Below are 25,494 nucleotides of genomic sequence, written 5' to 3' on the forward strand. Positions count from 1 at the left end.
GCCCATGCGGCTTCCTGTTAAAGTAGTGACCTTATCATGGTATAGCCGTCAACAGGATCATCCGTGCCGCAAAAGTCCCTCGCCGCGTCCGAAGACAATGCCCTCGGCACTTTCCTGCGCGATCGACGGATGCGCCTTGACCCCGCGACTTTCGGCTTTCCGGCAGAGCGGCGGCGAACGCCGGGGCTTCGGCGTGAGGAAGTGGCCCAGCGTTCCAACATCAGCGCCACGTGGTACACCTGGCTGGAACAGGGGCGCGGCGGGGCGCCTTCCGCCGATGTACTGGACCGGCTTGCCGCCGGCATGATGTTGACCGAGCCGGAGCGCGAACACCTCTACATCCTTGCCTTCGGCCACCCGCCGGAAGCGCGCTATCGCCAGGCGGAAGGGATTACGCCGCGGCTGCAGCGCGTGCTGGACGCCTTTCCCTTCAGCCCGGCGATCATCCGCACTGCGACCTGGGACGTACTGGCCTGGAACACGGCGGCAGCGGCCGTGCTCACGGACTATTCCACGCTCCCCCGCGAAGGCCGCAATATCCTGCGCCTGATGTTCTCGAACGAACGCATTCAGGCGGCGCAGAAAGACTGGCGAACGGTGGCGCGCTACGTCGTGGGCGCGTTCCGTGCAGATGCCGCACGCGCCGGGGCAGGGGCGGAGATCGCGCAACTGGTCGAGGAACTGTCCCATCAGAGCCCCGAATTCGCGGCGCTCTGGCGCGATAACGAGGTGGTTGGCCATGGCGATGGCGTCAAACGGCTGGCCCATCACCGGATCGGACCGATCGAGCTGGAATTCTCCACTTTCGCGGTGGAGGGGCGTCCCGATCTTACCATGATGGTCTACAATCCGGCGACGGCGGAAACCGCCGTTCGATTGAAGGGATTGATCCAGGAGGCTGCGGAGGCCGACACAGCGCTTACGGTCTGAAGCTGGAAAGTCCAATTTGCAGGAGGGCAGATCGTTCCGGCCCGCATCCATGCGGTATCTTGGCGTCGATATCGACGATGCCCCCTCATGAGATCGAGCGCCCAATGCCCCCGATGGCGCGACGAGGCGAGGGCACGGCGGGGAACGGGCACCCGGCACTGCGGATTTGATTGGCAAGCGCGAGGCTGCCGTGCCCCGCTTATCCATTGCCAGGAGACTTCCCGATGCCGTCCCCCAAGGAAACCCGTCAAGACGATCGCAGCCCGGCCACCAACAACGCCCTGGGCGAAATCAGCCCCGGCGCCGGCAAGACGGACGCCAAGGACCACCCCGGCAACGGTGGCGAACTTCATCAGGACGTGGGGGGCAAGGCGCCCGCGCCGGATGCTTTCCTGACCGACAATTTCGGCCATCGTATTGCCGATAATCAGAACAGCTTGAAGGCGGGTGAACGCGGACCAACACTGCTGGAAGACTTCGTTCTGCGCGAGAAGATCTTCCATTTCGACCATGAACGCATTCCCGAACGGATCGTCCATGCCCGGGGCTCGGGCGCGCACGGCGTGTTCGAATGCACGAAGGCGATACCGGAACTGACGAAGGCGGCGATCTTCCAGGAAGCGGGCAAGACCTGCCCCGCCTTCGTCCGTTTCTCCACCGTGGCGGGCGGCGCCGGATCGGTGGATACCCCGCGCGATGTGCGGGGCTTTGCGGTGAAGTTCTATACCGAGGCGGGCAACTGGGATCTCGTCGGCAACAATATCCCGGTCTTCTTCATCCAGGATGCGATGAAGTTTCCGGACCTGGTTCACTCCGTGAAGATGGAGGCGGATCGCGGCTATCCGCAGGCGGCCTCTGCCCATGATACCTTCTGGGATTTCGTGTCGCTGATGCCGGAAACGCTGCACATGATCATGTGGGCTATGTCCGACCGGGCGATCCCGCGCTCCTTCCGGATGATGGAAGGCTTCGGCGTCCACACCTTCCGCTTGGTCAACAAGGCGGGCGAGGGCAAGTTCGTCAAGTTCCACTGGCGTCCGGTGCTGGGCATGGAATCGCTGATCTGGGACGAGGCGGTGAAGATCGCCGGCGCGGATCCGGACTTTCACCGGCGCGACCTGTTCGAGGCGATTGCCGCCGGCGACTTCCCTGCCTGGGATCTTGGCGTACAGATTTTCGATGAGGCATGGGCGGCAAAGCAACCCTACGATGTGCTGGACGCAACCAAGCTGATCCCCGAGGAAGAGATCCCGCTCGATATCGTCGGCCGCCTGACGCTCAACCGCAATGTCGACAACTTCTTCGCGGAAACCGAGCAGGTGGCCTTCCTGCCCAGCAACGTGATCCCCGGCATCGATTTCACCAACGACCCGCTGCTGCAAGGCCGCCTGTTCTCCTATCTGGACACGCAGAAGTCGCGGCTTGGCACCACCAACTTCCACCAGATCCCGATCAATGCGCCGAAGTGCCCGTTTCACAACTTCCAGCGCGACGGCCTGATGCAGACGCTGGTGCCCACCGGGCGCGCCAACTATGAGCCGAACAGCCTTGCCGAAGCCGGGGAGAGCAACGGCCCGCGCGCCTGCCCGGAGACGGGGTTCACCACTTTCCCGGAAAATTCCGAACGCAACGATCCGGGGGAAAAGCTGCGGATCAGGGCGGAACTTTTCGCCGATCACTACAGCCAGGCGGCGCTGTTCTATCACTCCCAGACGGACAGCGAACAGGCGCACATCGCCTCTGCCATCGTCTTCGAACTGTCGAAAGTGGCGCTGAAGCATGTGCGCGAGCGGGTCGTCTCGCGCCTGCGGAATGTCGATGAGGGATTGGCGAAGCGCGTGGCCGCCGGGCTGGCGATCGACATGCCCGAAAAGGCCAAGGCCGCCCGCACGCCGGTCCAGATGGCGCCTTCCGATGCCCTGTCGATCCAGAAGAAGGCCGTCGATACGCTGACCGGGCGAAAGATCGGCATCCTGTTTGCCGAAGGATCGGACAAGGCCGCGATCGACAAGCTGCGCAAGGAGATCGAGGGCGCGGGCGGAACGCCGTTTCTGGTCGCGCCGAAAGTGGGCGGGATCGCCGTGAAGGGCGGCACGCTGGAGGCGGACGGTCAGCTTGCCGGCTCTCCTTCCATCTTGTTCGATGCCGTCGCCTCGATCCTGATGCCCGAAGCGGCGGAGAAGCTGGCGATGCAAGGCGCCGCGGTCCAGTGGTTCATGGATGCATTCGGCCATTGCAAGACCATCGCCCACTGCCCCGGCACGCAAGTGATCCTGGACAAGGCCGGGGTGGAAAAGGACGAAGGCGTGGTGCCCGTGGAGGATTTCGCCAAGGTCGGCAGGAAGCGGCATTGGGCCCGCGAACCCAAAGTGCGTGACTTGGCGTGAGCGAAGCCGAGCGGGCGATACCGCTTACGGGATCACGCGATCTCAGAACGGGCGAGGTGCCATGGCGCCACGACGACTGGGTGCCGCAATTCCCGTGCGAGGGAACGCGGCGGGCATTCCGCCGGTTAGCCTAGGGTAAGGCACGATGCCCATGGAAGGAGAACTGCCATGACCGCGAACAAGCCGCGCCCGAAGAACCGGGAGGTGGAAGACGAGATGATCCGCCCACCCGTCTCACCCGGAAAGCCCCCAAGATCGGCGACGGACCCGAAGGGAGAGCAGGACGGGAAGCGCGCGGATCGTTCCCGTGGCGCTGCCCCTCCGGGCAATATCCGCGAGGTCAAGGACGGATCGTGACGCGAACGGCGAGGGCGCTTCCGGATCGGCATTTCGACGATCTTGGCGCCCTCTATCGCGCGTTGGCCAAAGAGGACGTCGCGCCTTCGCCCGAGTTTTCCCATCGGATCGTTCCCGGCGCAGGCCCTGCCCATGCCCAACTCATGCTGATAGGCGAGCAGCCCGGCGATCGGGAGGACCTGAGCGGGCATCCCTTCGTCGGTCCCGCAGGGCAGCTGCTGGACGAATGCCTGGGGGAAGCAGGGATCGTTCGGTCCCATACTTTCGTCACCAATGCCGTGAAGCGCTTCAAGTTCGTCCAGCGTGGCAAACGGCGGCTGCATCAACGACCGAAGACGGACGAGATCGTGCATTACCGCTGGTGGCTGGCGGAAGAAATCCGGCTGGTCGATCCGCCCACTGTCGTCACGTTGGGTGCGATCGCGCTTCAGGCCGTGACGGGAAAACGCACGACGTTGGCCACCTTGCGGGGCGAAGCGCGCGAGTGGGAAGGGCGGCGGCTGGTCGCCACCGTGCATCCCAGCTATCTGCTGCGCATTCCCGATGCCGACGCGAGAACGAGCGAACACGATCGGTTCGTGAAGGACTTGCGCATGGCGGCTTCGGATTGAGCCATTGAACGACCGACGCCGGGCGGCGGACGAAGCTTTGGCGACCGGTTCCGCGCGGGGATCCGGTCGCCAAATTGAACGGTTTCCCGTTATTCGTCAGTTGCGGGGGAGCGTGCCGTATCGTGCGCGATCCCGTTCGATGTCTTGCGTGGAGTAGGGAGCGGCGGTCTCGTCGAACCGGGTCCATCCTTCCTTCCGGTATTCCGCGCCTCGCGCCGTGATATCGACGGCCTGCGCCGTATCCACGGCGGCGTTGGCGCGCGCCACTTCGGCATCGTCTACCTTGGCGCTCAGCAGTACGCCACCACGCCGCACGCCTTCGGAATAGACGTTGGCATCTTCTTCCGAGTGGCCCGCGTGCCTGAGGGCGCCTACCAGACCGCCTGCCGCCGCGCCGCCGATGGCGCCGACGCCGACACCAACCGCGGCAGCGGCCAGCCAGCCGGCGGCGACGATGGGACCAAGCCCCGGAATCGCCAGCATTCCCAGACCGGCGAGCAATCCGCCCGCGCCACCCAGGACGGCGCCGGCGGAGGTTCCGGCAGTGACTTCGCCGTCGCTGTTCACGCCTTCATGGGCTGCGGAATGCTTTCCGTAGGCATCGTTGGCGATGACGCTGATATCATCGCGTGGAACTCCAATGCTCTCCAGCTCGTGAATGGCCTGTGCGGCATCGGCATAGTTGTCAAAGAGGCGGGTAATGGTTTTCGTCATGGAATTTCTCCGCATGGGCCGGTTCAATGAACGGAAATGTTGCCCTTGTAGTCGAGAGCGACGGTGACCGTCTTGCCAGCTTTGATGGCCTGGCCTTGCCAGACGCCATTTTCATTTTGCGTCAGCTTGCCGATATTCGTGTAGCCGGCCTTGGCGATGCGCCCGCGTGCCTGGCTTTCGGTAAAGGAGTTGTGCCCCTTCGCCGTGGCCTTCGTCGTTGCGACCGTCGGGTCCTTGACTGCCGGATTGTGCGATTGCGCGCCGACCGAAGACGCAGCGAGGATGGCGGCTGAAGCCGCAACAAGGATGAGTTTCATGTGATTATCTCCTCTCTGCTGCGGTAACGAGCCTAGAGGTTTATAGTTGCAGCGCTTCACCGGTTTAGACCGGTTTATAAGTCCGTAAATAAAGTAAGTTATTCTGCAACTGGAGAAGAGATTATCGGTTTCCGTCGGTTATACGCCCGATATTTGGCTTGCGGCGCGTTAGAGATTTTCCGTCCGGAACCTCCGTTGCCCTCAGGATATATCCACATGTCGCGGCTCCTCTGCCCTCATGGAGGAGCCAGGATGCGATCCAACCTTGCCCCGCGGCCGATATCAAGCGGCCGCCGGGGCTTTTTTTGAGATAAAGGGCAATGTACTGGAATAATGCCGGTTGAAGGCCGTATTTTTGCGGAATTTATCTGGATACCTTCATGTCAGTTGCTGCTGATCGACAGCACATTGGCTTCGTACAGGGCCATTCAAGACGCCTGGTTCGGACCTAGGTACTATCAGAAATGGCGCTAGCTTCAGGGCAAGCCGCCGCTCGGCTTCGATGCGATGCGCGGCGAGGGCCTGACAGAGCGGCCCTTCGTCATCAATTCGATGCCAGAACCCGCATATGTCGGCCAGGCTTTCGCGTAGAACTTTTGCCGCTTCGCGGTCGACTTCCGTGATTCCATTCATGGACGAATTCGGTTCCTTCGGCTGTCTGCTTTCCCCTTAACGGCGGGCCGATCCCTGCAGTTCCTTGGCCGCGTGCATAGCAAGCAGAAATGCGGCGAACGGCGGCAGACGGCGCGATGCGGGCGTCACAAAGGGCAAGCGTTTCGGGAACCACACCCGGATGGATTCGCTTGTTCCCATCAAGGAGACGATCATGACCAAGCCCGCCCCGATGATCCATGAAGACGCCCTTCCGGGACAGGAAAGCAGGTTGGAGCCTAAGCCCGAATGGCAGCCGCGCTATGCCGGGTCCGGGCGGCTGGCGGGCAAGGTGGCGATCGTTACCGGTGCCGACAGCGGCATCGGCCGCGCCGTTGCCGCCCTTTTTGCCCGCGAAGGTGCCGACATCGCGATCGTCTATCTCTCGGAAGACGGGGACGCCGAAGAAACCCGGAACATAGTGGAGCGGGAAGGCCGGCGCGCCATTACCGTGCGCGCGGATGTCGGGTCGTCGGAAAACTGCGAACTGGTCGCGCGTGAGACCTTGAAGGCTTTTGGCCGGATCGACCTGCTGGTGAACAACGCGGGCGAACAGCATCCGGATGAGGACATCACCGATATTACCGAAGCGCAGCTTCGGCGAACCTTCCAGACCAACATTTTTGGAATGTTCTTCATGGTGCAGGCCGTTCGGCCCCACCTGGCACCCGGCAGCGCGATCATCAATTGCACCAGCGTCACCATGTACAAGGGCAGCAAGGAATTGCTGGACTACAGCTCTACCAAAGGAGCGATCACGGCTTTCACACGCTCCCTGTCTGAGAATCTGGTCAGCGAGGGCATCCGCGTGAACGCCGTGGCGCCGGGGCCGATATGGACGCCGCTCAATCCTTGCGGGGGCGCCAGCAAGGAAAAGCTGGCGCATTTCGGCGAAGGCACCCCGATGGGACGGCCCGGCCAACCGAACGAGGTGGCGCCTTCGTTCCTGTTTCTGGCGTGCGATGATGCCAGCTACATGAGCGGGCAGGTGCTCCATCCCAATGGCGGGATAATCGTCAACGGCTGAACGCCGCAATCTGTCTGGAATTTGCCAACCGGGTCTATTGGGATGCGCGCATTTCCTTGTCCGAACTGCAATCGCCTGCTGCATTTCGAGGCGCGGATTTGCCCGGAATGTTCGGCCACGCTGGGATATGATCCAGCGGTGGATGCCTTCCGTTTCCTCACCGACAATGCCACGTGCTGGCGCGACGGGCGCGGGTTTGCAGCCGATGTCGTGGTCTGTGGCAACAACGATGACTTCCAGATCTGCAACTGGCTGGTGGAGCGGGAAGAGCCGGCGGTCCTCTGCCGGGCATGTCGCCATAATCGCACGATCCCCGATCTCTCCGAGCCTTCGGTGCCACCGCGATGGGCAAGGATAGAGGCGGCGAAGCGGCGGTTGTTCCATACCCTGCTGAAACTGCGATTGCCCCTGGAAACGAAGGCTGAGGTGCCGCAGGATGGGCAGGGGCTGGCCTTCGATTTCCTGTTCGATCGCGCCGCCGAAGAGGCGGGAACGCCGGAGGTTCTGACCGGCCACGATGGCGGTGTGATCACGCTCAACCTGGTGGAGGCAGACGATGCCGAGCGTGAGCGCATCCGTCACGCGATGGGCGAACCCTATCGCACGCTGCTGGGGCATTTCCGGCATGAAGTGGGGCACCATTTCTGGTCCCGCCTGGTCGGCAGCGACCCGGCCGAAATCGAGGCCTGCCGGGCGATTTTCGGGGACGAGACGATCGATTATCAGGCCAGCCTTCAGGCCCACTATGCCGAAGGCGGCGGGAAAGTCTGGACCGATGACTTCGTCAGCTATTACGCGACGTCGCACCCGTGGGAGGATTTCGCCGAAACCTTTGCCCACTACCTTCACATTGTGGATGTACTGGCCACGGCGGGAGGTTTTGGGCTTTCCTTGCCCTCGATCGTCGAATGGGCAGACCGATCCCCGCCGCCGGGCTTCGACCCCTACACGGCCGACCCGGCACAGCTTGCCGAGATGATGGCGCCACTGTCGTTCAGCATGAATGCCATGAACCGGGCGATGGGGCAGCCGGATTTCTATCCGTTTCACCTTTCCGCCGGGATCGTTCGCAAGCTGGATTACGTAGCGCGGCTGGTGGCGAAATCGGCGATCCCCCTCTCATGAATGCCTGCCGCACCATGCCTTGCCCGGGCAACGCTTCATCCCGCCGGCCCGCTGAAATCGGCCGAGATCGGGAGCCAATCCCGCTTTCGTGCGCTTTCTTTCCGTAAGCCAGAAGTGGCAAAATCACAGGAGAGTTCGATGAGCGTCAAGGGCGAAATCAAGGAAGCGGCCGGCTACGTGAAGGAAGAAGCTTACGAGCACGGCAAGTCTGCCAAGAGCCAGCAGAAGGCTCAGGAAGGCCGCGATCTGCGCAACGAAGGGCGGATCGAGGACGGCAAGGCTCCCAAGAAGGGTGCCCCGGGTTCCGAAAAGCACTGAGCCTGAAAGTTCGATGCTGGTCGTCGGTATGCGAACGGCCAGCCAGAGGCGCTGCCGCCGGCCTCAGGCCGGGGCGGCGCTTTTGCGATGAATAGGCCCGCGCCGGGGAACCCGTCGAGAGGTTCGGACATTTGAGCGTGGGTACGGTCGATTGGCGCTGGATGGAATGCCGGTGAGGACAGGATAGATGGTGTTGAAGATTTCGGTGGGCAGTTGCGTCGTCATGCGTCTGCAACCGTCACGCAGCATGGCCAGCTCATGAGAAGGCCGGTTCTTATCGTCGAAGACGAACTGTTTGTCATACTGGATCTGGAAGACTTGATTGCGGAGGAAGGCTTCGTCGTCGCCGCCCACTGCGGCACCGTGTCGGCCACGTTGAAGGCGATTGAACGCCAGCAGCCCTTTTGCGCAATTCTCGATGTCAGGCTTCCGGACGGGGAGGTGTATCCGGCTGCCGATCGTTTGCGCGAGCTGGGTGTTCCGCTGATTTTTCATTCCGGTCACGCAAACGAGAGCGCGCTGAAGCAACGCTACCCCGATGCGCAGTTCTGCCCCAAGCCCAGTTCACCTTTGCAATTGCGTGCAGCGCTGCACGCGACTGTCGACAAGGCCGCAAAAGTGCGGAACTGATTGCGCCTTCTTGCAGATCAATGACCGATAGAGCTGCCGGCATTGGCCAGGCACGTTCCATTCGCCGGGGAACTGCCCGGCGTATCTCTGTTTAGGCAGATCGCAACGCTGCAGGGGATTGAGACTACGCATTGAACTATGTTTCCTAGGCGTATTCTCTCCCTTGGCGTAAGCCATTCCTTCCTTGTCAACGAATTGAGAACAAAAAATGGCGCTGGTCAAGAAATCGGCACTTGGATCGCGCGCCAAACCCGCCGCCACGAAGGCGGCGCAGGCCATAGTCGATCAGCCGGCTCCGCGTCGCCGCGTGGGAAATCGCGCCCGTTCGGTTACGCCGGGCGAACGGTTGGATGAGGCGACACAGGAGCTGGCCAGCGCGCTGGGTGAGGCCTCTGCCGCCGCAGCAGAGCTGCAAAGGGCAATGGACCAGATTTCAAGCGGGGCAGAGGAAGCCGCAGGCGCCGCGCAGGAGTCGCTGGGCCTGATCGCCGTGCTGGGAAGCAATTTTCGCGAAGCGCGCGTGCGGGCAGAGGATTCTCGTCGTGCTGCGGAAGCGGTACTGTCCAGCTTTGCCGATATCAGCGCCCAGATCGATGCGTCGGTGGCGGCGATCGAGCTGAATGCGCAGCGCCAACTCGCCACGGCAGCGGCGATGACCGCGCTGGAAGAAGCGGCCAGCCGCATTCGCGACATCGGTGCCAACGTGATCGACGTTGCGGATCAGACCAGCCTCTTGGCGCTGAACGCGACGATCGAGGCGGCCCGCGCGGGCGAGCATGGCGCCGGCTTTTCCGTGGTTGCCGATGAAGTGCGCTCCCTGGCTGAAAGTTCGGAGACCGGCGCCAGCCAGATTCGCAGTCTGGCGGCGGACATAGGGCAGGGTATCGTCGAGATTGCGGATAGGGTGAGGACGGCCTCCAGCGTCGCGTCGAACGAGGCGAAGGCAGGGCACGAAGTCGTCAGCCGGCTGAAATCTGCCAGCGAGGATCTGGTGTCGCTGGCGCACGGTGCGCTGGAAATCCTGGAAAGCGCGGTCGAGGCGGAGCGCGCGTCGCGCGAAGCGGAGCGCGGGGCGGAGCAGATCGCCCAGACGGCCGAGGAACAGGCGGCCGCCGTGGCAGAGGCGCAGCAGGCGGTCGAGCAGCAGAGCATTTCCTTGGACGAGAGCCAGCAGACGGCGGAATCGCTGGGCGACCTTACCGCCCGGTTGCAGCAGGCCGACACGCGCGCCGTGGCGGTCGATGTGGCGGCGGCGGCGGAGCAATTGTCGGCCACGATCCAGGAGTTGTCCGGCGCATCCGGGCAAATCCTGGTCGCGCTGGAGCAGATCGGCCGTGGTGCCCATGTCCAGGCATCCGCGACTGTGCAGGCCAATGTCGCCATGGCCCAGATCGAACGGTCTGCAGACGTGGCCCAGACGCGTGCGGAGAGCGCCGATGGCGTGATCGACGCGATCACGCAGTCCGTCAGAGAAAGCAAGGCATTGACCGACAAGCTGGTGTCGGGCGTCGGGGCCGCGCTGGCCGACGTGAGCGCGGTGCTGGGCCTCTATTCCGCGATGAGCGAGAGCACGCGCCGGATTGAGAGCATTGCCGACAATCTTGCCCTTGTCGCGGTGCAGACCAGCATGCTGGCTGTCAGCGGCGCGGTGGAAGCCACGCGATCCGGCGATGCCGGCCGCGGATTCGCGACAGTGTCGGCCGACATTCGCAAGCTTTCGCGGGAGGCGAGCGAAAGCGCCGAACACGCGAAGGGCACGGTTCGCCAGATCCATGACCAGATCGCGATCGTCCAGCGCGACCTTGAACGGATCGTTGGCGCCTCCGAGGCCGAGATCGGCCGCAACCGGGCGATGGTCGACCGGTTCGTCCACGTCGTGGCCGAAGTGGAGAACGTGCGGCAGGTCAACGGCGCGATCCTGACCACATCGCAGGACATGTTGCGCGCCGTCCGCGAGGTGAAGAGCGGTACGAACCAGATCGCCGAAGCTGCGGACATGGCGGCCGGCGCCGCGCGGGAGGCAGGGACGGCGGCACGGCAGCAGGCGCAGGGCGCGGAAAGCCTGGCCGCGTCGATCGAGGAGATCGCCTCCATCGCAGGCGTGCTGGCGGTCGCGGAGGACTGATCGCGTGTCAGGCGCGACCGGCCTTGCCGACAGGGTGCTCGCTTTTCGCGTGGGGGATCGGCTGCTGGGCCTCCCCGCCGCACTGGTGCGGGAGATCGTGCCGGTGCCCCGCATGTCGCGCGTTCCCCATGCGCCCGCGGCGTTGCTGGGCCTCGCCAATGTGCGCGGCCATGCCGTGCCGATCCTTTCCGTTGCCCGGCTGATCGGTGAGGCGGATGCCGATATCGGCCGTGTGATCGTTGCGGATCTGGACGGCCCGGTGGGACTGGCGGTCAGCGCGGTTTCGCGCATGGCCGGGGAAACCGACGGATCCGACATCTCATGCATGGATATTGGGCAATTGATCGCCCGCGCCATGCCGGAACGGCGCGCGCCCGTCCGGATGTCGGCCGAGCCCCAACAGAATGCCGAAGCGGCCGCGATTGCGGAACGGGCATTCGTTTCGCTGGATGTTGGCGCGCAGGAATTTGCCTTTGCACTCGATGATGTCGACGAAATCCGTCGTCTGCCTGAGGAGATCGCAATCGTTCCTCACGCCGACGCGGTGGTGATCGGCACGGTGGCGATCCGTTCGCAAGTGGTGCCGCTGCTGTCGCTGGCCGGCCTGCTGGGATTGCCGGGGCTTCTGCCGACGCGCCGTTCCCGTATCGTCATGGTGCGGATCGGCCGCCACCGGGTGGGGCTGGTCGTCGATGGTATCCGTTCGGTGGAGCGCGTGGCGGAAATCCGGATCGATCCGGTACCCGAGGCCCTCAACCGTGGCGGCGAAGCGCGGATTCAGGCGATCTGTCGGATCGGCGACGGCGAAAGACTGCTGTCTGTCCTGTCGTGCGACCAACTGCTGCGCGAAGACCTGACTGCCCGGCTGCTTGATGGGGCCGAAGGCAGCGAAGACACAACGGACGATTCCGCCATGCAACAAGGTGAGCGCTTCGTGCTTTTTCGGATTTCGGGTGAGCGATACGCGCTGCCCGTATCCGAAGTCCAGGAGATCGCGTTGCTGCCGGAGCGCCTGACACCCCTGCCCAAAGCACCCGATTTCGTGCAGGGCGTGATGACCGTGCGGGGGGAGGTCATTCCCGTGATCGATCAGGCGCGCCGGTTCAACGGTACGCCTGTCGCGGGGGGCAAGCCACGCGTCATCGTCGTGCGCATCGGCGAAATCACGGCCGGCTTCGTGGTCGATACCGTGTCCGAAGTGGTTCCGATCCCGGACGATTGCATCGGCAAGGCGCCCGATCTGGGTACCGGTGAAACGCGCGTGTTCGACCGCGTGGCCAGCCTTGGTGACGAGATTGTCCTTGTCGTCGACCCGCAGGAACTGCTCGATCGCGCCGAACGCGATCTGCTGGCGAGCGTGAATGGATCGGCCGCAAAGCCGCAGTCATGACGAAGCTGCTGATTGTCGACGATTCCGCGCTGATGCGGCGATTGCTGGCGGACGTGTTCGGCGCGGCGGGCGATTTCGAGATCGCTTGCGCGCGCGGCGGCACGGAGGCGCTGGCGATGCTTGCCGACTTCGCGCCCGACGTCATCACGCTGGACATCCATATGCATGACATGGACGGGCTGACCTGCCTGGACCGGATCATGGTTCTGCGGCCGTGCCCGGTGGTCATGGTATCCTCCCTCACCAGCGAGGGAGCGGAGGAAACGCTGGAGGCGATGAGCCTTGGCGCGGTGGATTTCGTGGCCAAGCCGCGTGGCGCTGTGTCGCTGGAGATCGATCGGATCGCGCCCGAACTCGTCGACAAGGTGCGTGCGGCCGCGAAGGCGCATGTGCCGCGTACCGCGCGCCTGCGGGAGCGGGTGCGGGCATTGGCCAGCGGATCGCATGTCCGCACCCATCGAGACCGGGTGGCTCCGGCAGCGCTGGCGCCGTCCAAAGGGGCGGACGGCATCGTCCTGGTGGGATGTTCCACCGGCGGGCCGCCTGCGCTCGATGCCGTGCTGGGGGCCTTGCCGGCGGATCTGCCCTGGCCAGTAGTGGTGGCGCAGCACATGCCCGCCAGCTTCACCGGCCCGCTTGCCGGGCGGCTGGATCGGGTCAGTCCTCTGGGCGTGAACGAAGTGACCCGCACCACCCGCTTGCAGCCGGGCAACGTCTATATCGGCAAGGGGGATGCCGACCTGCTGATCTCGCGGCGAGGGGGTGAACTCGTCGCGCTGCCGGCGCCCAGCAGCCCGACGCACCATTGGCATCCCAGTGTCGATCGGCTGGTCGAAAGCGCAATGCGCGTGGTTGCACCCGAATGCCTGATCGGCGTGTTGATGACCGGTATGGGCACCGATGGGGCGGCGGCGATGAACCGATTGCGTGAGGCAGGAGGCGTCACTATCGCGGAGGCGGAAAGCACCGCAGTCATCTGGGGAATGCCCGGCGCGCTGGTCGCCCTGGGCGGTGCCTCGATCATTCTGCCGCTGGACGATATCGCTCCCGAACTTGCCCGACGTTTCGCGTCATGACCGAAGAGGCCGCCCCCGCGCCGGGCATCCCGGTGTTGACCGATGCCGAAATCCGCAAGATCGGAGAGCTTCTCTATCGCTGGACCGGAATGGTCTTTGGAGAGAACAAGCGCTTCTTCATCGAAAGGCGCGTGGCCGAACGGATAAAGCAGACCCGGGTTGCCAGTACCGGCGCCTACATCGTCATGCTGGGCAGCCACATGGAAGAGCGCGCGGCGCTGATCAATGCGTTTACGATCAACGAAACCTATTTCTATCGGGAGGAGCATCAGCTTGCCGCGCTGTCCCAAGATATCCTGCCCGATATCGTGCGGACCAAGCGACCGGGCGATCTGGTGCGGATCTGGTCGTTGCCCTGCTCGACGGGAGAGGAGCCCTATTCGATCGCGATCTGGCTTCTGGAAAACTGGCCGCTGGTGGATGCCTACAATGTCGAGATCGTCGGGTCGGACATCGATACCGATGCGCTTGCCCGGGCGGAGAATGGCTATTTCGCGGCCCGCTCGCTTGCGCGAATGCCAGAACGGGTAAAGGACGCCTACTTCGAGGCGGAAAAGGGGCACCGACGGCGGATCATCCAGGATATCCGCGAATCCGTGCAGTTCGTGGCCGCCAACGTGGTCGACCCGGCGAACATGGCCCGAATGGGGCTTTTCGACGTGATCCTGTGCCGTAACCTGCTGATCTATTTCGACGATGCGGCCCGGCTGACGGCGGCGGGCCACATCTATGATGCGCTGAACCCTGGCGGTTATCTTTGCCTTGGCCACAGCGAGTCCATGGCGCGGATAACCGATCGCTTCACGCTTGTTCGTCTTCCCGACGCAATCGTCTATCGTCGCCCGTGATGGACGACATGCTCGAACAGTTCCTGCTCGAAGGGCGAGACCTGGTGGCGCAGGCCAGCAGCGATTTCGAGCTGCTTTCGCAGGACCCGACCGACCGTGCCGCCATCGACAGCGCCTTTCGCGCTATTCACACGCTTAAGGGATCGGTCACGGTATTCGCCCTGCTACCGGCCGAGCGTGTGCTGCATGCAGCGGAAGACATTCTGGATCGCGCGCGCAGGGGGGGCTGCGTGCTTGATCCACAGGCAATCGCGGGCCTGATCGCCTGCATCGACCAGACCGACCGCTGGATCGATGCCATGGAGCGCGACGGTTTTCTTCCGCCTGATGCGCTGGAGGTGGGCGAGAGGACGATCGCAACTCTGCCGGCCACGGTGGAGGTGGATACCCATGCAATCGTCGCGTCCGCACCGGCAGCCCCGGCCGAGGGGTGGCTGGAGGCGCTGCGGCACCGGGAGGCCCGGGCAATCGCGCGCGTCGGGGGCATACTCACCGCGTTTCGCTATCTTCCGGATGAGGACTGCTTCTTTCGCGGGGAAGACCCGCTGGCAGCGATGGAAGGGGTGCCGGATCTGATCGCGCTGTCCATGGAGCCGCGCGATGGGCGATGGCCGGACGCACAATCGCTCGAACCCTTTTCCTGCTTCAGCTACTTCGAAGGACTGAGTACCGCGTCGGAGGCGGAAGTTCGCGCGGCGTTCCGGTTGGCGTCGGGAACGCTGAAGGTCGCGGTTCTTGCCCCGAACGACGATGAGGATGAGACCGGATCGGCACGGCCGGCGGCGCGCATGTTGCGGGTGCCTGCGGAGCGGCTTGACGGACTGGCTGATGGCTTGGGCGACCTTGTTGTCGCGATCAACGGTCTCGCGCCTGTCATTGCCGAAGTGGCCGCGCGCGATCCGGCACTGGCGGCCCGGCTGCGCGGCGCGCACGGGGCGATCGAGCGGGCGGCGGATCGGATGCACCGCGATCTGGCTGCGGTGCGGCGGATTCCGCTGGAATCCTTGCTGCGCCGCCTTCCCCGATTGGCGCGGGAGATTGCCGATAGCCTGGGCAAGAAGGTGCGCCTCACCGTCAGCGGCGCCGCGCTGGAAGTGGACAAGCAGATTGCCGAGGGCCTGTTCGAACCGTTGCTGCACCTGCTGCGCAACGCCATCGACCACGGGATCGAGGCTCCCGATGCGCGCCGGGCGCTGGCCAAGGATGCCGAAGGCCGGATCGATCTGTACTTCCAGAGGCAGGGCGGCCGGATCGTGGCGACCCTGCGCGATGATGGCGCGGGCATGAGTGCGGCGCAGATCCGCCAGGCCGCGATGGAGCGTGGGATGCTCTCGGCCGAAGCGGCCCAGGCACTGGACGACGATCAGGCGCTGGGGCTGATTTTCCAGCCCGGCTTCACCACGGCGCGCGCCGTTTCGCAGGTTTCCGGGCGAGGCGTGGGCATGGACGCGGTCCGCACCGCCGTTGAGGCCATGCGCGGCACGATCGCGATCCAGAGCGCGCCGGGAAGCGGCACCTCTTTTCGGATCGACGTTCCTGCCAATGCCCTCACCACCGCGCTGCTGGTCGTTTCCGTGGCGGAGGAACGCTATGGCATTTCGCTGGATCAGGTGGTCGAAACCGTCCGCCTGAAACGCAGTGCCCTGTTGCCTCTCGGCAGCGGCGTCGCCTGTGTGATGCGCGAACGCACCATTCCCGTGCTCGACCTGGCGGCGTTGCTCGCTATCGAGGCGCGGCAGGGGCCGCACGCGAGGCTTGTCATCACGTCGTTGCAGGGCTAACCGGTCGCGCTGGAGGTGGACGGGTTCGCCGAACGTATCGAAACCGTGGTGCGGCCGCCGCGGGGTATGCTGGCATCGATGCGGGGGGTGATGGGCTCTGCCGTCACCGCCGATGGCGGCGTGCTGATCGTCCTGGACATTCCGGAGCTGGTGGCATGACCGTCCGGGTGGAGGGAAATCGCATCGTGCTGGAGGGGCGATGCCCGGCCGAGGATGCGGACGATCTGCTGTCCGCGCTCCATGCCCAGCCGGATGCCCTGGTCGACGGATCGGCGATCAGGCGAGCGCACACGGCCGTAATTCAGGTTCTCTACGCATTGGCCCCGAAGATCGTCGCCGTCCCCGAAGAGCCGTCCGCATCGGCAAATCTGCTGCGCCGGCTGATATCGAAGGGCGACATTGAAACCGAAACTTCCTAACACCGTTTTCAGCCCAGCCGGTTATCCACGGCTGCCCGGAGTTCACTATGCCCGTTACCGTACTTATCGTTGATGACAGCAAGCTTGCGCGCATTGTCGCCGCCAAGGCGCTGGCCGAACTCCAGCCCGAATGGGAAAAGGTGGAGGCGGGCAGCGCGGCGCAGGCGCTGGAGATCGTGCAAGGGCAGGCGCCGGACGTCGCGCTGGTGGATTTCAACATGACGGAAAAGGATGGCCTAGAACTGGCGGGTGAGTTGCGCGTTATGTTGCCTGAAATGCCGATCGCCATCATCACCGCCAATATCCAGGACGAGATCGTCGCGCGGGCGAGGGAGATCGGCGCTGCCTTCGTGCCCAAGCCGGTAACCGCGGACGCGCTGGAACCGTTTGTGTCCGGTGCCGCCCTGCGCTTGCGATCGGGACGCTGATGGGCCCGGAAACCCTCGTTCTCGAAGAGCTTGAGCGCGATGCGCTGACCGAGATCGTCAATATCGGGGTAAGCCGCGCCGCCTCGAGCTTGCGCAAGATGATCGGCGATCAGGTTCTCCTTTCCGTCCCGTCGATCGAGGTGGTGAGCCAAAGGCGCGCGGCGCGTTTGATCAGCGAGCGGGAGGCGAGCGATCTGGTCGCGGTGCGGCAGGATTTTACCGGGCCCTTTTCCGGCCGGGCACTGCTGATCTTTCCGGAAACCAACAGCCTCGAACTGGTGCGGGCCGTCACCGGCGGGGAACTGTCGGCGGATGACGTGGTGGAAATGGAGCATGAGGCGCTGGCGGAAACCGGCAACATCATCCTCAATTCCTGTCTGGCGACGATGGCGAACATGTTGAAACGGTCCCTGTCGATGACCATTCCCGAAGTGCTGCGGGGATCCGGTGCCAGCCTTTTCGAGGCCGATGGCGAAGGGGCCGGGGATGGCCTGGTCCTGTTTCTCTATATCGATTTCGCCGTCCGCAGCCGCGACATCCGTGGGTATATCGCCATGATCATGGATCTGCCTTCGCTGGCGACTTTGAAGGAATTGCTTGGCGAGTTCATTGTCCGTGTCGTTGGCGAGGATCTCTGAGCGGAATGATCGTGCCCGACCATCTTGGCCCTAACCTGGCCGCATCCGGCGCTAGCGGCACGTGGGACTGGGACATTGCCGCCGATACGCTGCGGGTGGATGCCCGCTTTGCGGAACTCTACGGCATCGATCCGCGAGACGCCGCAGGAATCTTGCCGACCGACCTGTTCTTCAAGGCGGTCCACCCGGCGGATCGGGCCCGCGTGCGCATCGCGGTTGCCGGCATATTGGCAGGGGCCGAGCTGTTCTCGAAGGAGTTCCGCGTCGTGGCGCCGGGCGGCGCGACATTCTGGATGCACGCGCGCGGGCAGGGCCACCTTGACGAGAACGATCAGCCCGGCCGTTTCACCGGCCTGCTGGTGGACGTCACCGAACGCAAGCGGACCGAGGAACGGCTGCGCGTGGCGCAGTCCGCAGGCGGCATCGGCACGTTCGAATACATGGACGGCTATGCCACGGCCACCGTCTCTGCCGAATTCTGCCGGTTGCTCGGGCTGCACCCGGCCTCCGTCCTGCCGATCCAGACGATCAACAGCATCCTGCTGGATGCGGACGCTCGCCTCATTCCCGGCTTGGGTGAATCCATCGATCCGGACGGGCTTGATGCCGAGTTCCGGATCGTGCGCCCGGATGACGGCCGGCAGCGCTGGATCGCGCGCCGCGGAGAGGTCTTCCCCGAAGGATCGGGGTTCCGCATGGTTGGCGTGATCTACGACGTTTCTTCCTCGAAGCAGCAGGAAGCGGAGCTGCGCGAACTCAACAACACGCTGGAAAGCCGTGTCGAGCAGGAAGTGGCCACCCGCCGCCGGGCAGAGGAGGCATTGCGACAGGCGCAGAAGATGGAGGCGATCGGTCAGCTGACCGGTGGGATCGCCCATGATTTCAATAACCTGCTGATGGCTATCATGAGCAGCCTCAATCTGCTGCAGAAGCGCATCGCGCCCGATCCCGGCACTGCCCGCCTGATTGACAACGCCTTGCAGGGCGCACGCCGTGGTGCCGCGCTGACGCAGCGCATGCTGGCTTTCGCGCGCCGCCAGGACCTGACGACCGAACGCGTCCATCTGTTCGACCTTGTCTACGGGATGCGTGAACTCGTGGAGCGGACGCTGGGGCCTTCGTGGTCGCTTGCCCTGTCGATCCCGTCCAGCTTGCCGGCGGTCATGGGCGATGCGAACCAGCTTGAAATGGCCTTGCTCAACCTTGCGGTGAATGCGCGGGACGCGATGCCTGAAGGCGGGGCCGTGACGATTGCGGCCGTCTGCAGAACCGTGAACGATGCCGAGCCGGGCGACCTCATCGCCGGCCCCTATATCGGCCTTTCGGTTGCCGATACTGGTGAGGGCATGGATGCGGAAACGCTTGCCCGCGCAACGGAACCGTTCTTCACGACCAAGGGGGTGGGCAAGGGCACTGGGCTTGGTCTTTCGATGATCCACGGCCTTGCCAAGCAACTGGGCGGCGGTTTCGTGCTGGAAAGCCAGCCACGGCAGGGAACCACCGCAACCCTTTGGCTGCCGGTTGCAGATGTGGCGGCAGAATCTTCGGTGGTGCCGGCCATGCCGGCGATGGAGCCGACAACCGGTCGATCCGGGACGCCAGGCGACGTGCGACGGAGCCTCAAGATCGTGGCGGTCGACGATGATGGCCTGATCCTGATGAATACCTCCGCCATGCTGGAAGATCTGGGGCATCGGGTTTTGGAGGCCTATTCCGGACAGGGCGCGCTGGCGATCCTGGAGCGGGAGGCGGACGTGGATCTGCTTATCACCGATCAGGCGATGCCGCAGATGACCGGCACGCAACTGGCTGACATCGCTTCGGAAACCCGGCCTGCTCTCCCCATCATCCTGGCCAGTGGCTATGCCGAACTTCCAGATGGTGCGCAAAGCCGGATCGTCAGGCTTGGCAAGCCATTCGATCAGATGATGCTGGAACGCGCGATCGAACAGGCGATGGGTTAAGGAGCGCGAGGCGGGGATGGCGCTTTAAGCGCCGCCGCCTACTTCAGTGTGAAGGTGGATCATGATCGGGCGCGGCTCGCGATCGTCCACGCCCGTGGTCCCATCGCCCATCTTACGAAGGTTTCTTCGGTCCCGCGCCGTCCTTTCCGTTGCCGTGTTCCGGCTCTTCGAGATCGCGTTGCGCTCTGACGATATTCAAGTATACACCGTATACATGGATACGAGATCCCAGATTCTGGACGCGGCGTGGCGCCATTTCGAAGCGGATGGAGAGGCTGGCGTTTCGCTTCGCAAAATCGCCGGCGATGTGGGGATCACACCCATGGCAATCTACCGGCACTTCGCGAACCGACAGGCGCTTATTGACGCACTCGTTGCCGAAGCGATCGGCGAATGGCGGCTCAGGGTGGGGCAGATTGGCGAACGGTCTGCGCTCGATTGGATCAAGGCTATCGGCGAGGCTTACCTGACTTATGCGATCGAGGCGCCAGCGCGTTTCGACGCTGCTTTCCTGACGTATTCCGAAACCAGCCTCAAATATCCGGACGATTTTCTGGCAGGCGGCTCGCCCGCAGTATCCTTGCAGATGCGGCTGATCGCGGAATTCGTGGGGGCCGCGCGCGCTGGCGACATCATGGTGACAATCGTCGCACTGGGCCAGGGCCTGGTGTCACTTTACCGTGCCGGACGCGTGGCCGGCGACGAGGAGGGCTTCAAATTGCTCTATCGAAAAACGATGCATCACTACGTTGAGAGCTTCGCACAGGAGGTGACGCCGTGATCGCCTGGCTTGCAGCGACCCTGTTGTCAGGCTTGGGCTTCTTCCTGTCGCTGGGCCTTGGTACCCAATGGTACCTGGCCTGGTTCGCACCGGCTCCGGTGCTCTGGTACGCCTTTTCGCGAGGGCGGGCTGGGCCCAGCTTTGTGGCTGCTTTCGCCAGCTATACGCTGGGTGCGACCAACTTTCTTCCCGCCTATGGATCGATCATGCCGATGGCGGTGCTGGCGCAGCTTTTGTGCGGTCCTGCGCTCGTCTTTGCGCTGACGGTCGTGATGGCCCGTTACGTCCATGCTCGGCTTGGTTCGGTTGCAGGCGTGCTTGCCTTTGCTGCCGGGTTCGCCGGCGCCGATTTCCTCGTGTCCTTCATGCCGGCCGGAGGTGCCGCGACGTCGCCCGCCAATTCCCAGGTAGACATGCCGGTCATGGCGCAAGCCGCCGCGCTTGGAGGGTTCGCTGCCGTTACATTCCTGATCGGTCTGGTCGCCGCGCTCATCGCCGAAGCCGCTCGGCGGCGCAGCTCGACATGGCTGCTCGCCGCGGTGGGCGTGATTGCCATCGTTTTCGGCTTCGGGGCGTTGCGCATGTCGAGGCTCGGCGAGAGTACGAGCCGCGTCGCGCTGATTGGCGGCAATGATCTGGTCGGCAATACAGGCGATTTCGAGGAAGCGCACACGACGCAGATCCTCGCCACTTATGCGGCAGGTGTGCGCGCTCTGGCCGGCCAGCACGTCACAGTTGTCGTACTGCCCGAGAACAGCGGACGCCTCGCCCCCGCATGGGGTGAAAGGGCCCTCGCACCGCTGGCCGCTGCGGCACGCGAAATCGGTGCGACCGTTGTAGTCGGCTACAATGGCGAGTTCTCCGGCGCTCGGCGGAATCTGGCCACGACACTTGGACCGCATGGCGACAGGGCGACTTATGCCAAGCGGCACTTGGTCGTTGGTCTGGAGACCCGATTTTTCTCGCCCGGCAATGATCCGGTCATTCTGGCCAACGGCGTCGAACCTGAAATCTGCAAGGACATGGACTTTCCCGCCACCATCCGCCGTGACGCTGCGGCCAATCGCCCACGGATGTTCGCGGTGCCTGCCTGGGACTTCGGGGCCGATGGTTGGTCGCATGCTCGCCCCGCCATCCTGCGCTCGATCGAGACAGGAACACCACTCGCGCGAAGTGCGCGGGACGGATTGTTGACGCTCAACGATCGTTTTGGCCGGTTGGTGGCGGAGAAGCCGGTCGGTGCGGGCCCCACCACGCTTGTTGGCGACCTGCCGATCCACGATCGCGGCGGAGATACGCTCTACGCAAGGATTGGTGACGCATTCGCATGGATATGCGTGCTGACGGCCCTGGCTCTCGCCGCAGCTTCCACCCTGAGGCGCAAGCGGCATGCATGACGGGCTCGGAGAACGCGCCCGCGAGCCGCAGGATCGCGCGCAGTCTGTTTGAACCGGATGAGCTTGGAAGGTCGCAGCCGGGTTGCATGCGTTTTCAACGATTTTCCCGCCCACCGGGCAAGCGGAACCAGCGATTTTGTTGCTCGTTCATTGCTGTATGAAATTCTTCAATCCAGCCGAACGCCTTTCCATCCTGCACACGCGCAGGGATCTGAAGATGGCGCGCTCCGCACACGCTTACGTGCGGGGAAATACGCTGCGGTTCTACGAATGGCTGGCGGATTCCGCAGCCGCGCGGGTCATTCCGGAAGGACCGGCGGTATGGATCTGTGGCGACTGCCACCTCGGCAATCTCGGCCCGATCGCGGATGGCACCGGCAAGGTCGCCATCCAGATCCGCGACCTTGATCAGGCGGTGATCGGCAATCCCGCGCACGATCTGATCCGTCTGGGCCTCTCGCTGGCAACTGCCGCACGCGGGTCGGACCTGCCGGGCGTGGTCACGGCACGGATGATGGAGGAAATGATCGAGGGCTACGAACGCGCCTTCGTTTCGCTTGACGATGAGGAAATGGAGCGCGAGGAGGAGCCTGACGTCGTCCGCACGGTACGCCGGCGTGCTCTCGGCCGGAAGTGGCGACACCTTGCGAAAGAGCGGTTGGAAGATGTCGAGCCGGCCATTCCGATCGGCAAGCGTTTCTGGCCGCTGGACACCGACGAGCGGGACGCATTGCGCGAAATCGTGATTCACCCGCCCGTCAGCCGCATGATCCTCTCGCTCGACCGCAAGGGAGAGGATCGCAAGCCGTTCATGGCGGATGCGGCTTACTGGATGAAGGGGTGCAGTTCGCTCGGCCTGCTTCGGTTTGCTGCGATCGTCGGGCTGAAAGGCCGCGATACCGTCGACTATTCGCTGATCGACCTCAAGGAAGCGGTCGATCCGATCGCTCCTGCCGCGCTGGGCGCAAGGATGCCGAGCGAGCCGGCCGAGCGCGTGCTGGCCGCCGCCCTTGCGCTTTCTCCCAATCTTGGCGAGCGGATGGCGACGGCGCGCGTGCTCGGACATTCGATGTTCGTCAGGGAGTTGATGCCGCAGGACCTCAAGATCGAGGTCGAGCAGTTCTCGCAAGGCGAGGCGCAGAAGGCGGCGCGCTTCCTAGCGCATGTAGTGGGCAAGGCCCACGCGCGCCAGATGGACGATGCGACGCGCCGCGATTGGCTGCATGCCTTGCGAAAGGGCCGCTTCTCGGGCCTTGATGCACCGTCATGGCTCTGGCGTTCGGTTGTCGATCTCGCCGCTCGGCATGAGGCGGGCTATCTTGAGCATTGTCGGGTCTACGCCTTGGCGAACTGAGGTGCGGCCGTGGGGCGGGCTGCGGTTGTTCGTCTAGAGCGTTTTCTAATCAGGTGGAATCACCTGATGACTCGGAAAACGCGATAAACCAAATTCTTAGAGCAGTTGATCCGATGCAATGGGATCGGAACTGCTCTAAGTTCCCAGCGTAGCGCGGATCAGGCCGGCGCAATCGGCATCCGTCGCGACCGGCCCCGATTTCCCCGTGATCGCGCGGCCGATCATCTTGACGATCGCACCCACCGATTTGGACTGCCTGGGCACCACGATCGCGGGATTGCGGATCGTGCCGCTTACACTGATGGGGCCCGGAAGGCGCAGCGCGGCATCGGCCTTGGGCATCCCATTCAAGGTGAGGGCCAGTTGCTCATCGGGAAAGGTAACCGTGCCGGTTCCGCGCGATTGGCTTTCGCTCGTATCGATCAGCAAGGGATCGACGGTTCCCCGGCCGCCGCGCATGTCCAGTTTCAGAATACCACAGCGCAGCGTCGATCGGCCGGCATCGTCTCCCAGCAATCCCTTGCCGATGTCGAACCCGATCAGTGCGGCTATCCTGGTGGGAAGCGATCCCTGTTGCGCCACCAGCCCGATCGAGCCATCCGCATTGCCTATCACTTCGCGGATCGTGCTGCCGGTGCCCGCCAGCCTGAGCCGTCCGTCTATCCGGCCGGTCACCTCGGCGCTGCCGCCGCCCGCGAGCGCGGGGATGTCGCTGTGCTTCATGTCGAGGGCGATCGTCACGCGTGGGGCCGCCTGGCCGTTCCTCTGATCGACGACGGCCTTCCCCGTTATCACCCCGGCTTTCAGGCCGATCCGCAGCGGATCGACCGTCAAAACCCTGTTTTCCAGCCTCAGCACCGCCGAAAGATCGGTAATCGAGGAGGGGCGCCGTCCGCCGACGACATGATCGATGGTGACGGCGATGCGGCCGTCAGTCTTGTCGATTTTCCGGATGTTGATCCGCGTGTTCGGAACCAGCCGCAGCCCCTGCGCCTGTTCAAGCTGGAGTGCTCGCGCGTTGCCCGCATCGCTGGCCAGGTCGTCGAAATCGAGGCGGGCGAACCGCACTTGCCCATCCAGCTTGGTCCGTTCGCCCTGCTTGCGCGCGGTTACAGACCCGGCGAGCGTGCTGTTGCCGATGGTTCCGTGCAGCGCGTGGACCGACCAGGTGGAGTCCCGATGCGTGACTTGCGCGGCAAGATCGACGGGTTGCGTTCCGAACAGCCCGGCCTCGATGATCCGGTCGATCCGCTTCAGATCGTCCGCGCGCGCGGTCATGCGAAATTCCATGTCGTCGAAGCGGAGCGGCCCGGCCATCCGGCCTGCGGCATGGACGCCAAGTGCCGGCCCCTCGATCCTGGCATCGAAGGGCCAGGGCTGCGCGGTTGCCATCACGCCGCCCTTGATCGCCACTTGCACCGGCGCGCCGTCCACTTGCCCGGTGCCGTTTGCTGTGAGCCCCTTTTCGGGCGTAACCTGGACGGAGATCGAAAAGCTGTGCTTCTGAAGGGCATCGCGATAGGAGATTGCCGCATCGTCAATGCTCGCTATGGCCATCCCCGCGCCATTTCCTGGCTCACGCTCCGATCCCGGCCTCGCCCAGTTCTTTCGCCCTTCCGCGTCACGCGCCAGATTCAGCCTGATCCCGCGCGCGGAGAGTATCTGGGCGTCCATCGCCCCGGATAGCAGGGAAATGGCATGCAGTTTCAGCCGCAGCAGGCCGATCGTTGCCATATTGCCCGGCCCCGCCCATGGGGCCTGAGCGACGCGAACATCCGCCACCCGGATTACCGGGTTCAACGAAAAATAGGTTTCGCGATCCATCGACGCGATCGTGACCGGGCTCCCGATCCTGTCCCCCAGCCGATCCTCGATGGAATTCTTGAGCCAGGACACGGGAAATAAGGCAATCAACAGAAACAGGCAGATGAGCACGGCCAATGCAGCGACAGAAATCTTCCGAATAATGGGTATCGCGGCGGCGTGGTTCATCGTCTGTTGACGAGTGGTAGGGGGAATTGTTCCCAAGCGATGCTCGCCAGCGCGGCCTGAATACATGATCCCCGACCAGAGCATGGTGCTTGCCAGACTGTCACATGGGGTGGAAGCGGGCCTAGCTTTCGCTAAACAGCAGGCCATGTGAGCCTGGGGTAAGGGCTCGCAGCATCGCGCGGAACATTGGGGCAGACCGAAAGTTCTTGAATCGAGCTGCTCGAAAAGGTCGAC

General features: G+C 63.9%; 25 protein-coding genes. 21 read left to right on the forward strand and 4 right to left on the reverse strand.

Annotation, left to right across the window (positions count from 1 at the left end; genetic code table 11):
- The first annotated feature begins 63 nt into the window (after nt 1–63).
- The 4 genes from WBP06_RS19205 (at nt 64) to WBP06_RS19220 (ending at nt 4,285) form a co-directional block, all read left to right on the forward strand.
- The gene (locus tag WBP06_RS19205) at nt 64–930 is read left to right on the forward strand and encodes a helix-turn-helix transcriptional regulator (protein WP_395336227.1); all 867 of its coding nucleotides are present in this window, start codon (nt 64–66) and stop codon (nt 928–930) included.
- Nucleotides 931–1,154: 224 nt separating this feature from the next.
- Nucleotides 1,155–3,317: a catalase gene (locus tag WBP06_RS19210; protein ID WP_395336229.1), complete on the forward strand. Its 2,163-nt coding sequence runs from the start codon at nt 1,155–1,157 to the stop codon at nt 3,315–3,317.
- A 168-nt stretch (nt 3,318–3,485) separates the two neighbouring features.
- Nucleotides 3,486–3,674, forward strand: a complete 189-nt coding sequence (locus WBP06_RS19215; protein WP_395336231.1) for a hypothetical protein — start codon at nt 3,486–3,488, stop codon at nt 3,672–3,674.
- Nucleotides 3,671–4,285 carry a UdgX family uracil-DNA binding protein gene (locus WBP06_RS19220; RefSeq protein WP_395336233.1) on the forward strand — a complete coding sequence of 205 codons (615 nt, stop codon included), beginning with the start codon at nt 3,671–3,673 and terminating at the stop codon, nt 4,283–4,285. The genes WBP06_RS19215 and WBP06_RS19220 overlap by 4 nt, the downstream gene beginning before the upstream one ends.
- Nucleotides 4,286–4,381: 96 nt before the next feature.
- Here WBP06_RS19220 and WBP06_RS19225 read toward each other — a convergent pair whose 3' ends face one another.
- The 3 genes from WBP06_RS19225 to WBP06_RS19235 form a co-directional block, all read right to left on the reverse strand.
- Nucleotides 4,382–4,999: a hypothetical protein gene (locus WBP06_RS19225; RefSeq protein WP_395336235.1), complete on the reverse strand. Its 618-nt coding sequence runs from the start codon at nt 4,997–4,999 to the stop codon at nt 4,382–4,384.
- 23 nt (nt 5,000–5,022) lie between these two features.
- A complete protein-coding gene (locus WBP06_RS19230; protein ID WP_395336236.1) occupies nt 5,023–5,316 on the reverse strand; it encodes a hypothetical protein in 294 nt (97 codons plus the stop codon).
- A 669-nt stretch (nt 5,317–5,985) separates the two neighbouring features.
- Nucleotides 5,986–6,144 (reverse strand): hypothetical protein, encoded by a 159-nt coding sequence (locus tag WBP06_RS19235; protein WP_395336238.1) that lies wholly within the window; start codon nt 6,142–6,144, stop codon nt 5,986–5,988.
- Here WBP06_RS19235 and WBP06_RS19240 point away from each other — a divergent pair.
- From WBP06_RS19240 to WBP06_RS19320, 17 genes are all read left to right on the forward strand, one after another.
- Nucleotides 6,143–6,994 carry an SDR family oxidoreductase gene (locus WBP06_RS19240; RefSeq protein WP_395336240.1) on the forward strand — a complete coding sequence of 284 codons (852 nt, stop codon included), beginning with the start codon at nt 6,143–6,145 and terminating at the stop codon, nt 6,992–6,994. The two genes, WBP06_RS19235 and WBP06_RS19240, sit on opposite strands and share 2 nt — an antisense overlap.
- A gap of 42 nt (nt 6,995–7,036) precedes the next feature.
- Nucleotides 7,037–8,119: a putative zinc-binding metallopeptidase gene (locus tag WBP06_RS19245; RefSeq protein ID WP_395336242.1), complete on the forward strand. Its 1,083-nt coding sequence runs from the start codon at nt 7,037–7,039 to the stop codon at nt 8,117–8,119.
- A 138-nt stretch (nt 8,120–8,257) separates the two neighbouring features.
- A complete protein-coding gene (locus WBP06_RS19250; protein WP_395336244.1) occupies nt 8,258–8,437 on the forward strand; it encodes a hypothetical protein in 180 nt (59 codons plus the stop codon).
- 213 nt (nt 8,438–8,650) lie between these two features.
- Nucleotides 8,651–9,067, forward strand: a complete 417-nt coding sequence (locus WBP06_RS19255) for a response regulator (RefSeq protein ID WP_395336246.1) — start codon at nt 8,651–8,653, stop codon at nt 9,065–9,067.
- 208 nt (nt 9,068–9,275) lie between these two features.
- Nucleotides 9,276–11,192 (forward strand): methyl-accepting chemotaxis protein, encoded by a 1,917-nt coding sequence (locus tag WBP06_RS19260; RefSeq protein WP_395336248.1) that lies wholly within the window; start codon nt 9,276–9,278, stop codon nt 11,190–11,192.
- 4 nt (nt 11,193–11,196) lie between these two features.
- Nucleotides 11,197–12,582 (forward strand): chemotaxis protein CheW, encoded by a 1,386-nt coding sequence (locus tag WBP06_RS19265; protein WP_395336251.1) that lies wholly within the window; start codon nt 11,197–11,199, stop codon nt 12,580–12,582.
- Nucleotides 12,579–13,658, forward strand: coding sequence for a chemotaxis-specific protein-glutamate methyltransferase CheB (gene cheB / locus WBP06_RS19270; RefSeq protein WP_395336253.1), 1,080 nt, complete (start codon nt 12,579–12,581; stop codon nt 13,656–13,658). The genes WBP06_RS19265 and cheB overlap by 4 nt, the downstream gene beginning before the upstream one ends.
- The gene (locus WBP06_RS19275) at nt 13,655–14,506 is read left to right on the forward strand and encodes a CheR family methyltransferase (protein WP_395336256.1); all 852 of its coding nucleotides are present in this window, start codon (nt 13,655–13,657) and stop codon (nt 14,504–14,506) included. The genes cheB and WBP06_RS19275 overlap by 4 nt, the downstream gene beginning before the upstream one ends.
- 8 nt (nt 14,507–14,514) lie before the next feature.
- On the forward strand, nt 14,515–16,287 hold the full coding sequence (locus tag WBP06_RS19280) for a chemotaxis protein CheA (RefSeq protein ID WP_395336258.1): 1,773 nt from the start codon (nt 14,515–14,517) through the stop codon (nt 16,285–16,287).
- Between the two features lie 15 nt (nt 16,288–16,302).
- The gene (locus WBP06_RS19285) at nt 16,303–16,446 is read left to right on the forward strand and encodes a hypothetical protein (protein ID WP_395336259.1); all 144 of its coding nucleotides are present in this window, start codon (nt 16,303–16,305) and stop codon (nt 16,444–16,446) included.
- Nucleotides 16,443–16,706 carry a hypothetical protein gene (locus tag WBP06_RS19290; RefSeq protein ID WP_395336261.1) on the forward strand — a complete coding sequence of 88 codons (264 nt, stop codon included), beginning with the start codon at nt 16,443–16,445 and terminating at the stop codon, nt 16,704–16,706. The genes WBP06_RS19285 and WBP06_RS19290 overlap by 4 nt, the downstream gene beginning before the upstream one ends.
- 47 nt (nt 16,707–16,753) lie before the next feature.
- A complete protein-coding gene (locus WBP06_RS19295) occupies nt 16,754–17,134 on the forward strand; it encodes a response regulator transcription factor (RefSeq protein WP_395336263.1) in 381 nt (126 codons plus the stop codon).
- A complete protein-coding gene (locus tag WBP06_RS19300; RefSeq protein ID WP_395336265.1) occupies nt 17,134–17,772 on the forward strand; it encodes a chemotaxis protein CheX in 639 nt (212 codons plus the stop codon). The genes WBP06_RS19295 and WBP06_RS19300 overlap by 1 nt, the downstream gene beginning before the upstream one ends.
- Before the next feature lie 5 nt (nt 17,773–17,777).
- Nucleotides 17,778–19,736, forward strand: coding sequence for a PAS domain-containing protein (locus tag WBP06_RS19305; protein WP_395336267.1), 1,959 nt, complete (start codon nt 17,778–17,780; stop codon nt 19,734–19,736).
- A gap of 61 nt (nt 19,737–19,797) precedes the next feature.
- Nucleotides 19,798–20,517: a TetR/AcrR family transcriptional regulator gene (locus WBP06_RS19310; RefSeq protein ID WP_395336269.1), complete on the forward strand. Its 720-nt coding sequence runs from the start codon at nt 19,798–19,800 to the stop codon at nt 20,515–20,517.
- Nucleotides 20,514–21,914 carry a nitrilase-related carbon-nitrogen hydrolase gene (locus tag WBP06_RS19315; RefSeq protein WP_395336271.1) on the forward strand — a complete coding sequence of 467 codons (1,401 nt, stop codon included), beginning with the start codon at nt 20,514–20,516 and terminating at the stop codon, nt 21,912–21,914. Before WBP06_RS19310 ends, WBP06_RS19315 begins: the two co-directional genes overlap by 4 nt.
- A gap of 157 nt (nt 21,915–22,071) precedes the next feature.
- The gene (locus WBP06_RS19320; RefSeq protein WP_395336273.1) at nt 22,072–23,268 is read left to right on the forward strand and encodes a DUF2252 family protein; all 1,197 of its coding nucleotides are present in this window, start codon (nt 22,072–22,074) and stop codon (nt 23,266–23,268) included.
- 135 nt (nt 23,269–23,403) lie between these two features.
- Here the strand turns inward: WBP06_RS19320 and WBP06_RS19325 are convergent, their stop codons facing one another.
- Nucleotides 23,404–25,407 (reverse strand): AsmA family protein, encoded by a 2,004-nt coding sequence (locus WBP06_RS19325; RefSeq protein ID WP_395336275.1) that lies wholly within the window; start codon nt 25,405–25,407, stop codon nt 23,404–23,406.
- Nucleotides 25,408–25,494 lie beyond the last annotated feature (87 nt).

Origin of the sequence: Novosphingobium mississippiense (assembly GCF_044029535.1) — a bacterium.
Classification (GTDB): domain Bacteria; phylum Pseudomonadota; class Alphaproteobacteria; order Sphingomonadales; family Sphingomonadaceae; genus Novosphingobium.

What these genes read in the sequence shown, in the direction of transcription:
- WBP06_RS19210 (WP_395336229.1), top strand. Translation starts at nt 1,155, where the DNA reads ATGCCGTCCCCCAAGGAAACCCGTCAAGACGATCGCAGCCCGGCCACC.
- WBP06_RS19215 (WP_395336231.1), top strand. Translation starts at nt 3,486, where the DNA reads ATGACCGCGAACAAGCCGCGCCCGAAGAACCGGGAGGTGGAAGACGAG.
- WBP06_RS19225 (WP_395336235.1), bottom strand. Translation starts at nt 4,999, where the DNA reads ATGACGAAAACCATTACCCGCCTCTTTGACAACTATGCCGATGCCGCA.
- WBP06_RS19230 (WP_395336236.1), bottom strand. Translation starts at nt 5,316, where the DNA reads ATGAAACTCATCCTTGTTGCGGCTTCAGCCGCCATCCTCGCTGCGTCT.
- WBP06_RS19240 (WP_395336240.1), top strand. Translation starts at nt 6,143, where the DNA reads ATGACCAAGCCCGCCCCGATGATCCATGAAGACGCCCTTCCGGGACAG.
- WBP06_RS19235 (WP_395336238.1), bottom strand. Translation starts at nt 6,144, where the DNA reads ATGATCGTCTCCTTGATGGGAACAAGCGAATCCATCCGGGTGTGGTTC.
- WBP06_RS19245 (WP_395336242.1), top strand. Translation starts at nt 7,037, where the DNA reads ATGCGCGCATTTCCTTGTCCGAACTGCAATCGCCTGCTGCATTTCGAG.
- WBP06_RS19250 (WP_395336244.1), top strand. Translation starts at nt 8,258, where the DNA reads ATGAGCGTCAAGGGCGAAATCAAGGAAGCGGCCGGCTACGTGAAGGAA.
- WBP06_RS19260 (WP_395336248.1), top strand. Translation starts at nt 9,276, where the DNA reads ATGGCGCTGGTCAAGAAATCGGCACTTGGATCGCGCGCCAAACCCGCC.
- cheB (WP_395336253.1), top strand. Translation starts at nt 12,579, where the DNA reads ATGACGAAGCTGCTGATTGTCGACGATTCCGCGCTGATGCGGCGATTG.
- WBP06_RS19275 (WP_395336256.1), top strand. Translation starts at nt 13,655, where the DNA reads ATGACCGAAGAGGCCGCCCCCGCGCCGGGCATCCCGGTGTTGACCGAT.
- WBP06_RS19280 (WP_395336258.1), top strand. Translation starts at nt 14,515, where the DNA reads ATGCTCGAACAGTTCCTGCTCGAAGGGCGAGACCTGGTGGCGCAGGCC.
- WBP06_RS19290 (WP_395336261.1), top strand. Translation starts at nt 16,443, where the DNA reads ATGACCGTCCGGGTGGAGGGAAATCGCATCGTGCTGGAGGGGCGATGC.
- WBP06_RS19295 (WP_395336263.1), top strand. Translation starts at nt 16,754, where the DNA reads ATGCCCGTTACCGTACTTATCGTTGATGACAGCAAGCTTGCGCGCATT.
- WBP06_RS19300 (WP_395336265.1), top strand. Translation starts at nt 17,134, where the DNA reads ATGGGCCCGGAAACCCTCGTTCTCGAAGAGCTTGAGCGCGATGCGCTG.
- WBP06_RS19305 (WP_395336267.1), top strand. Translation starts at nt 17,778, where the DNA reads ATGATCGTGCCCGACCATCTTGGCCCTAACCTGGCCGCATCCGGCGCT.
- WBP06_RS19310 (WP_395336269.1), top strand. Translation starts at nt 19,798, where the DNA reads ATGATCGGGCGCGGCTCGCGATCGTCCACGCCCGTGGTCCCATCGCCC.
- WBP06_RS19320 (WP_395336273.1), top strand. Translation starts at nt 22,072, where the DNA reads ATGAAATTCTTCAATCCAGCCGAACGCCTTTCCATCCTGCACACGCGC.
- WBP06_RS19325 (WP_395336275.1), bottom strand. Translation starts at nt 25,407, where the DNA reads ATGGCCTGCTGTTTAGCGAAAGCTAGGCCCGCTTCCACCCCATGTGAC.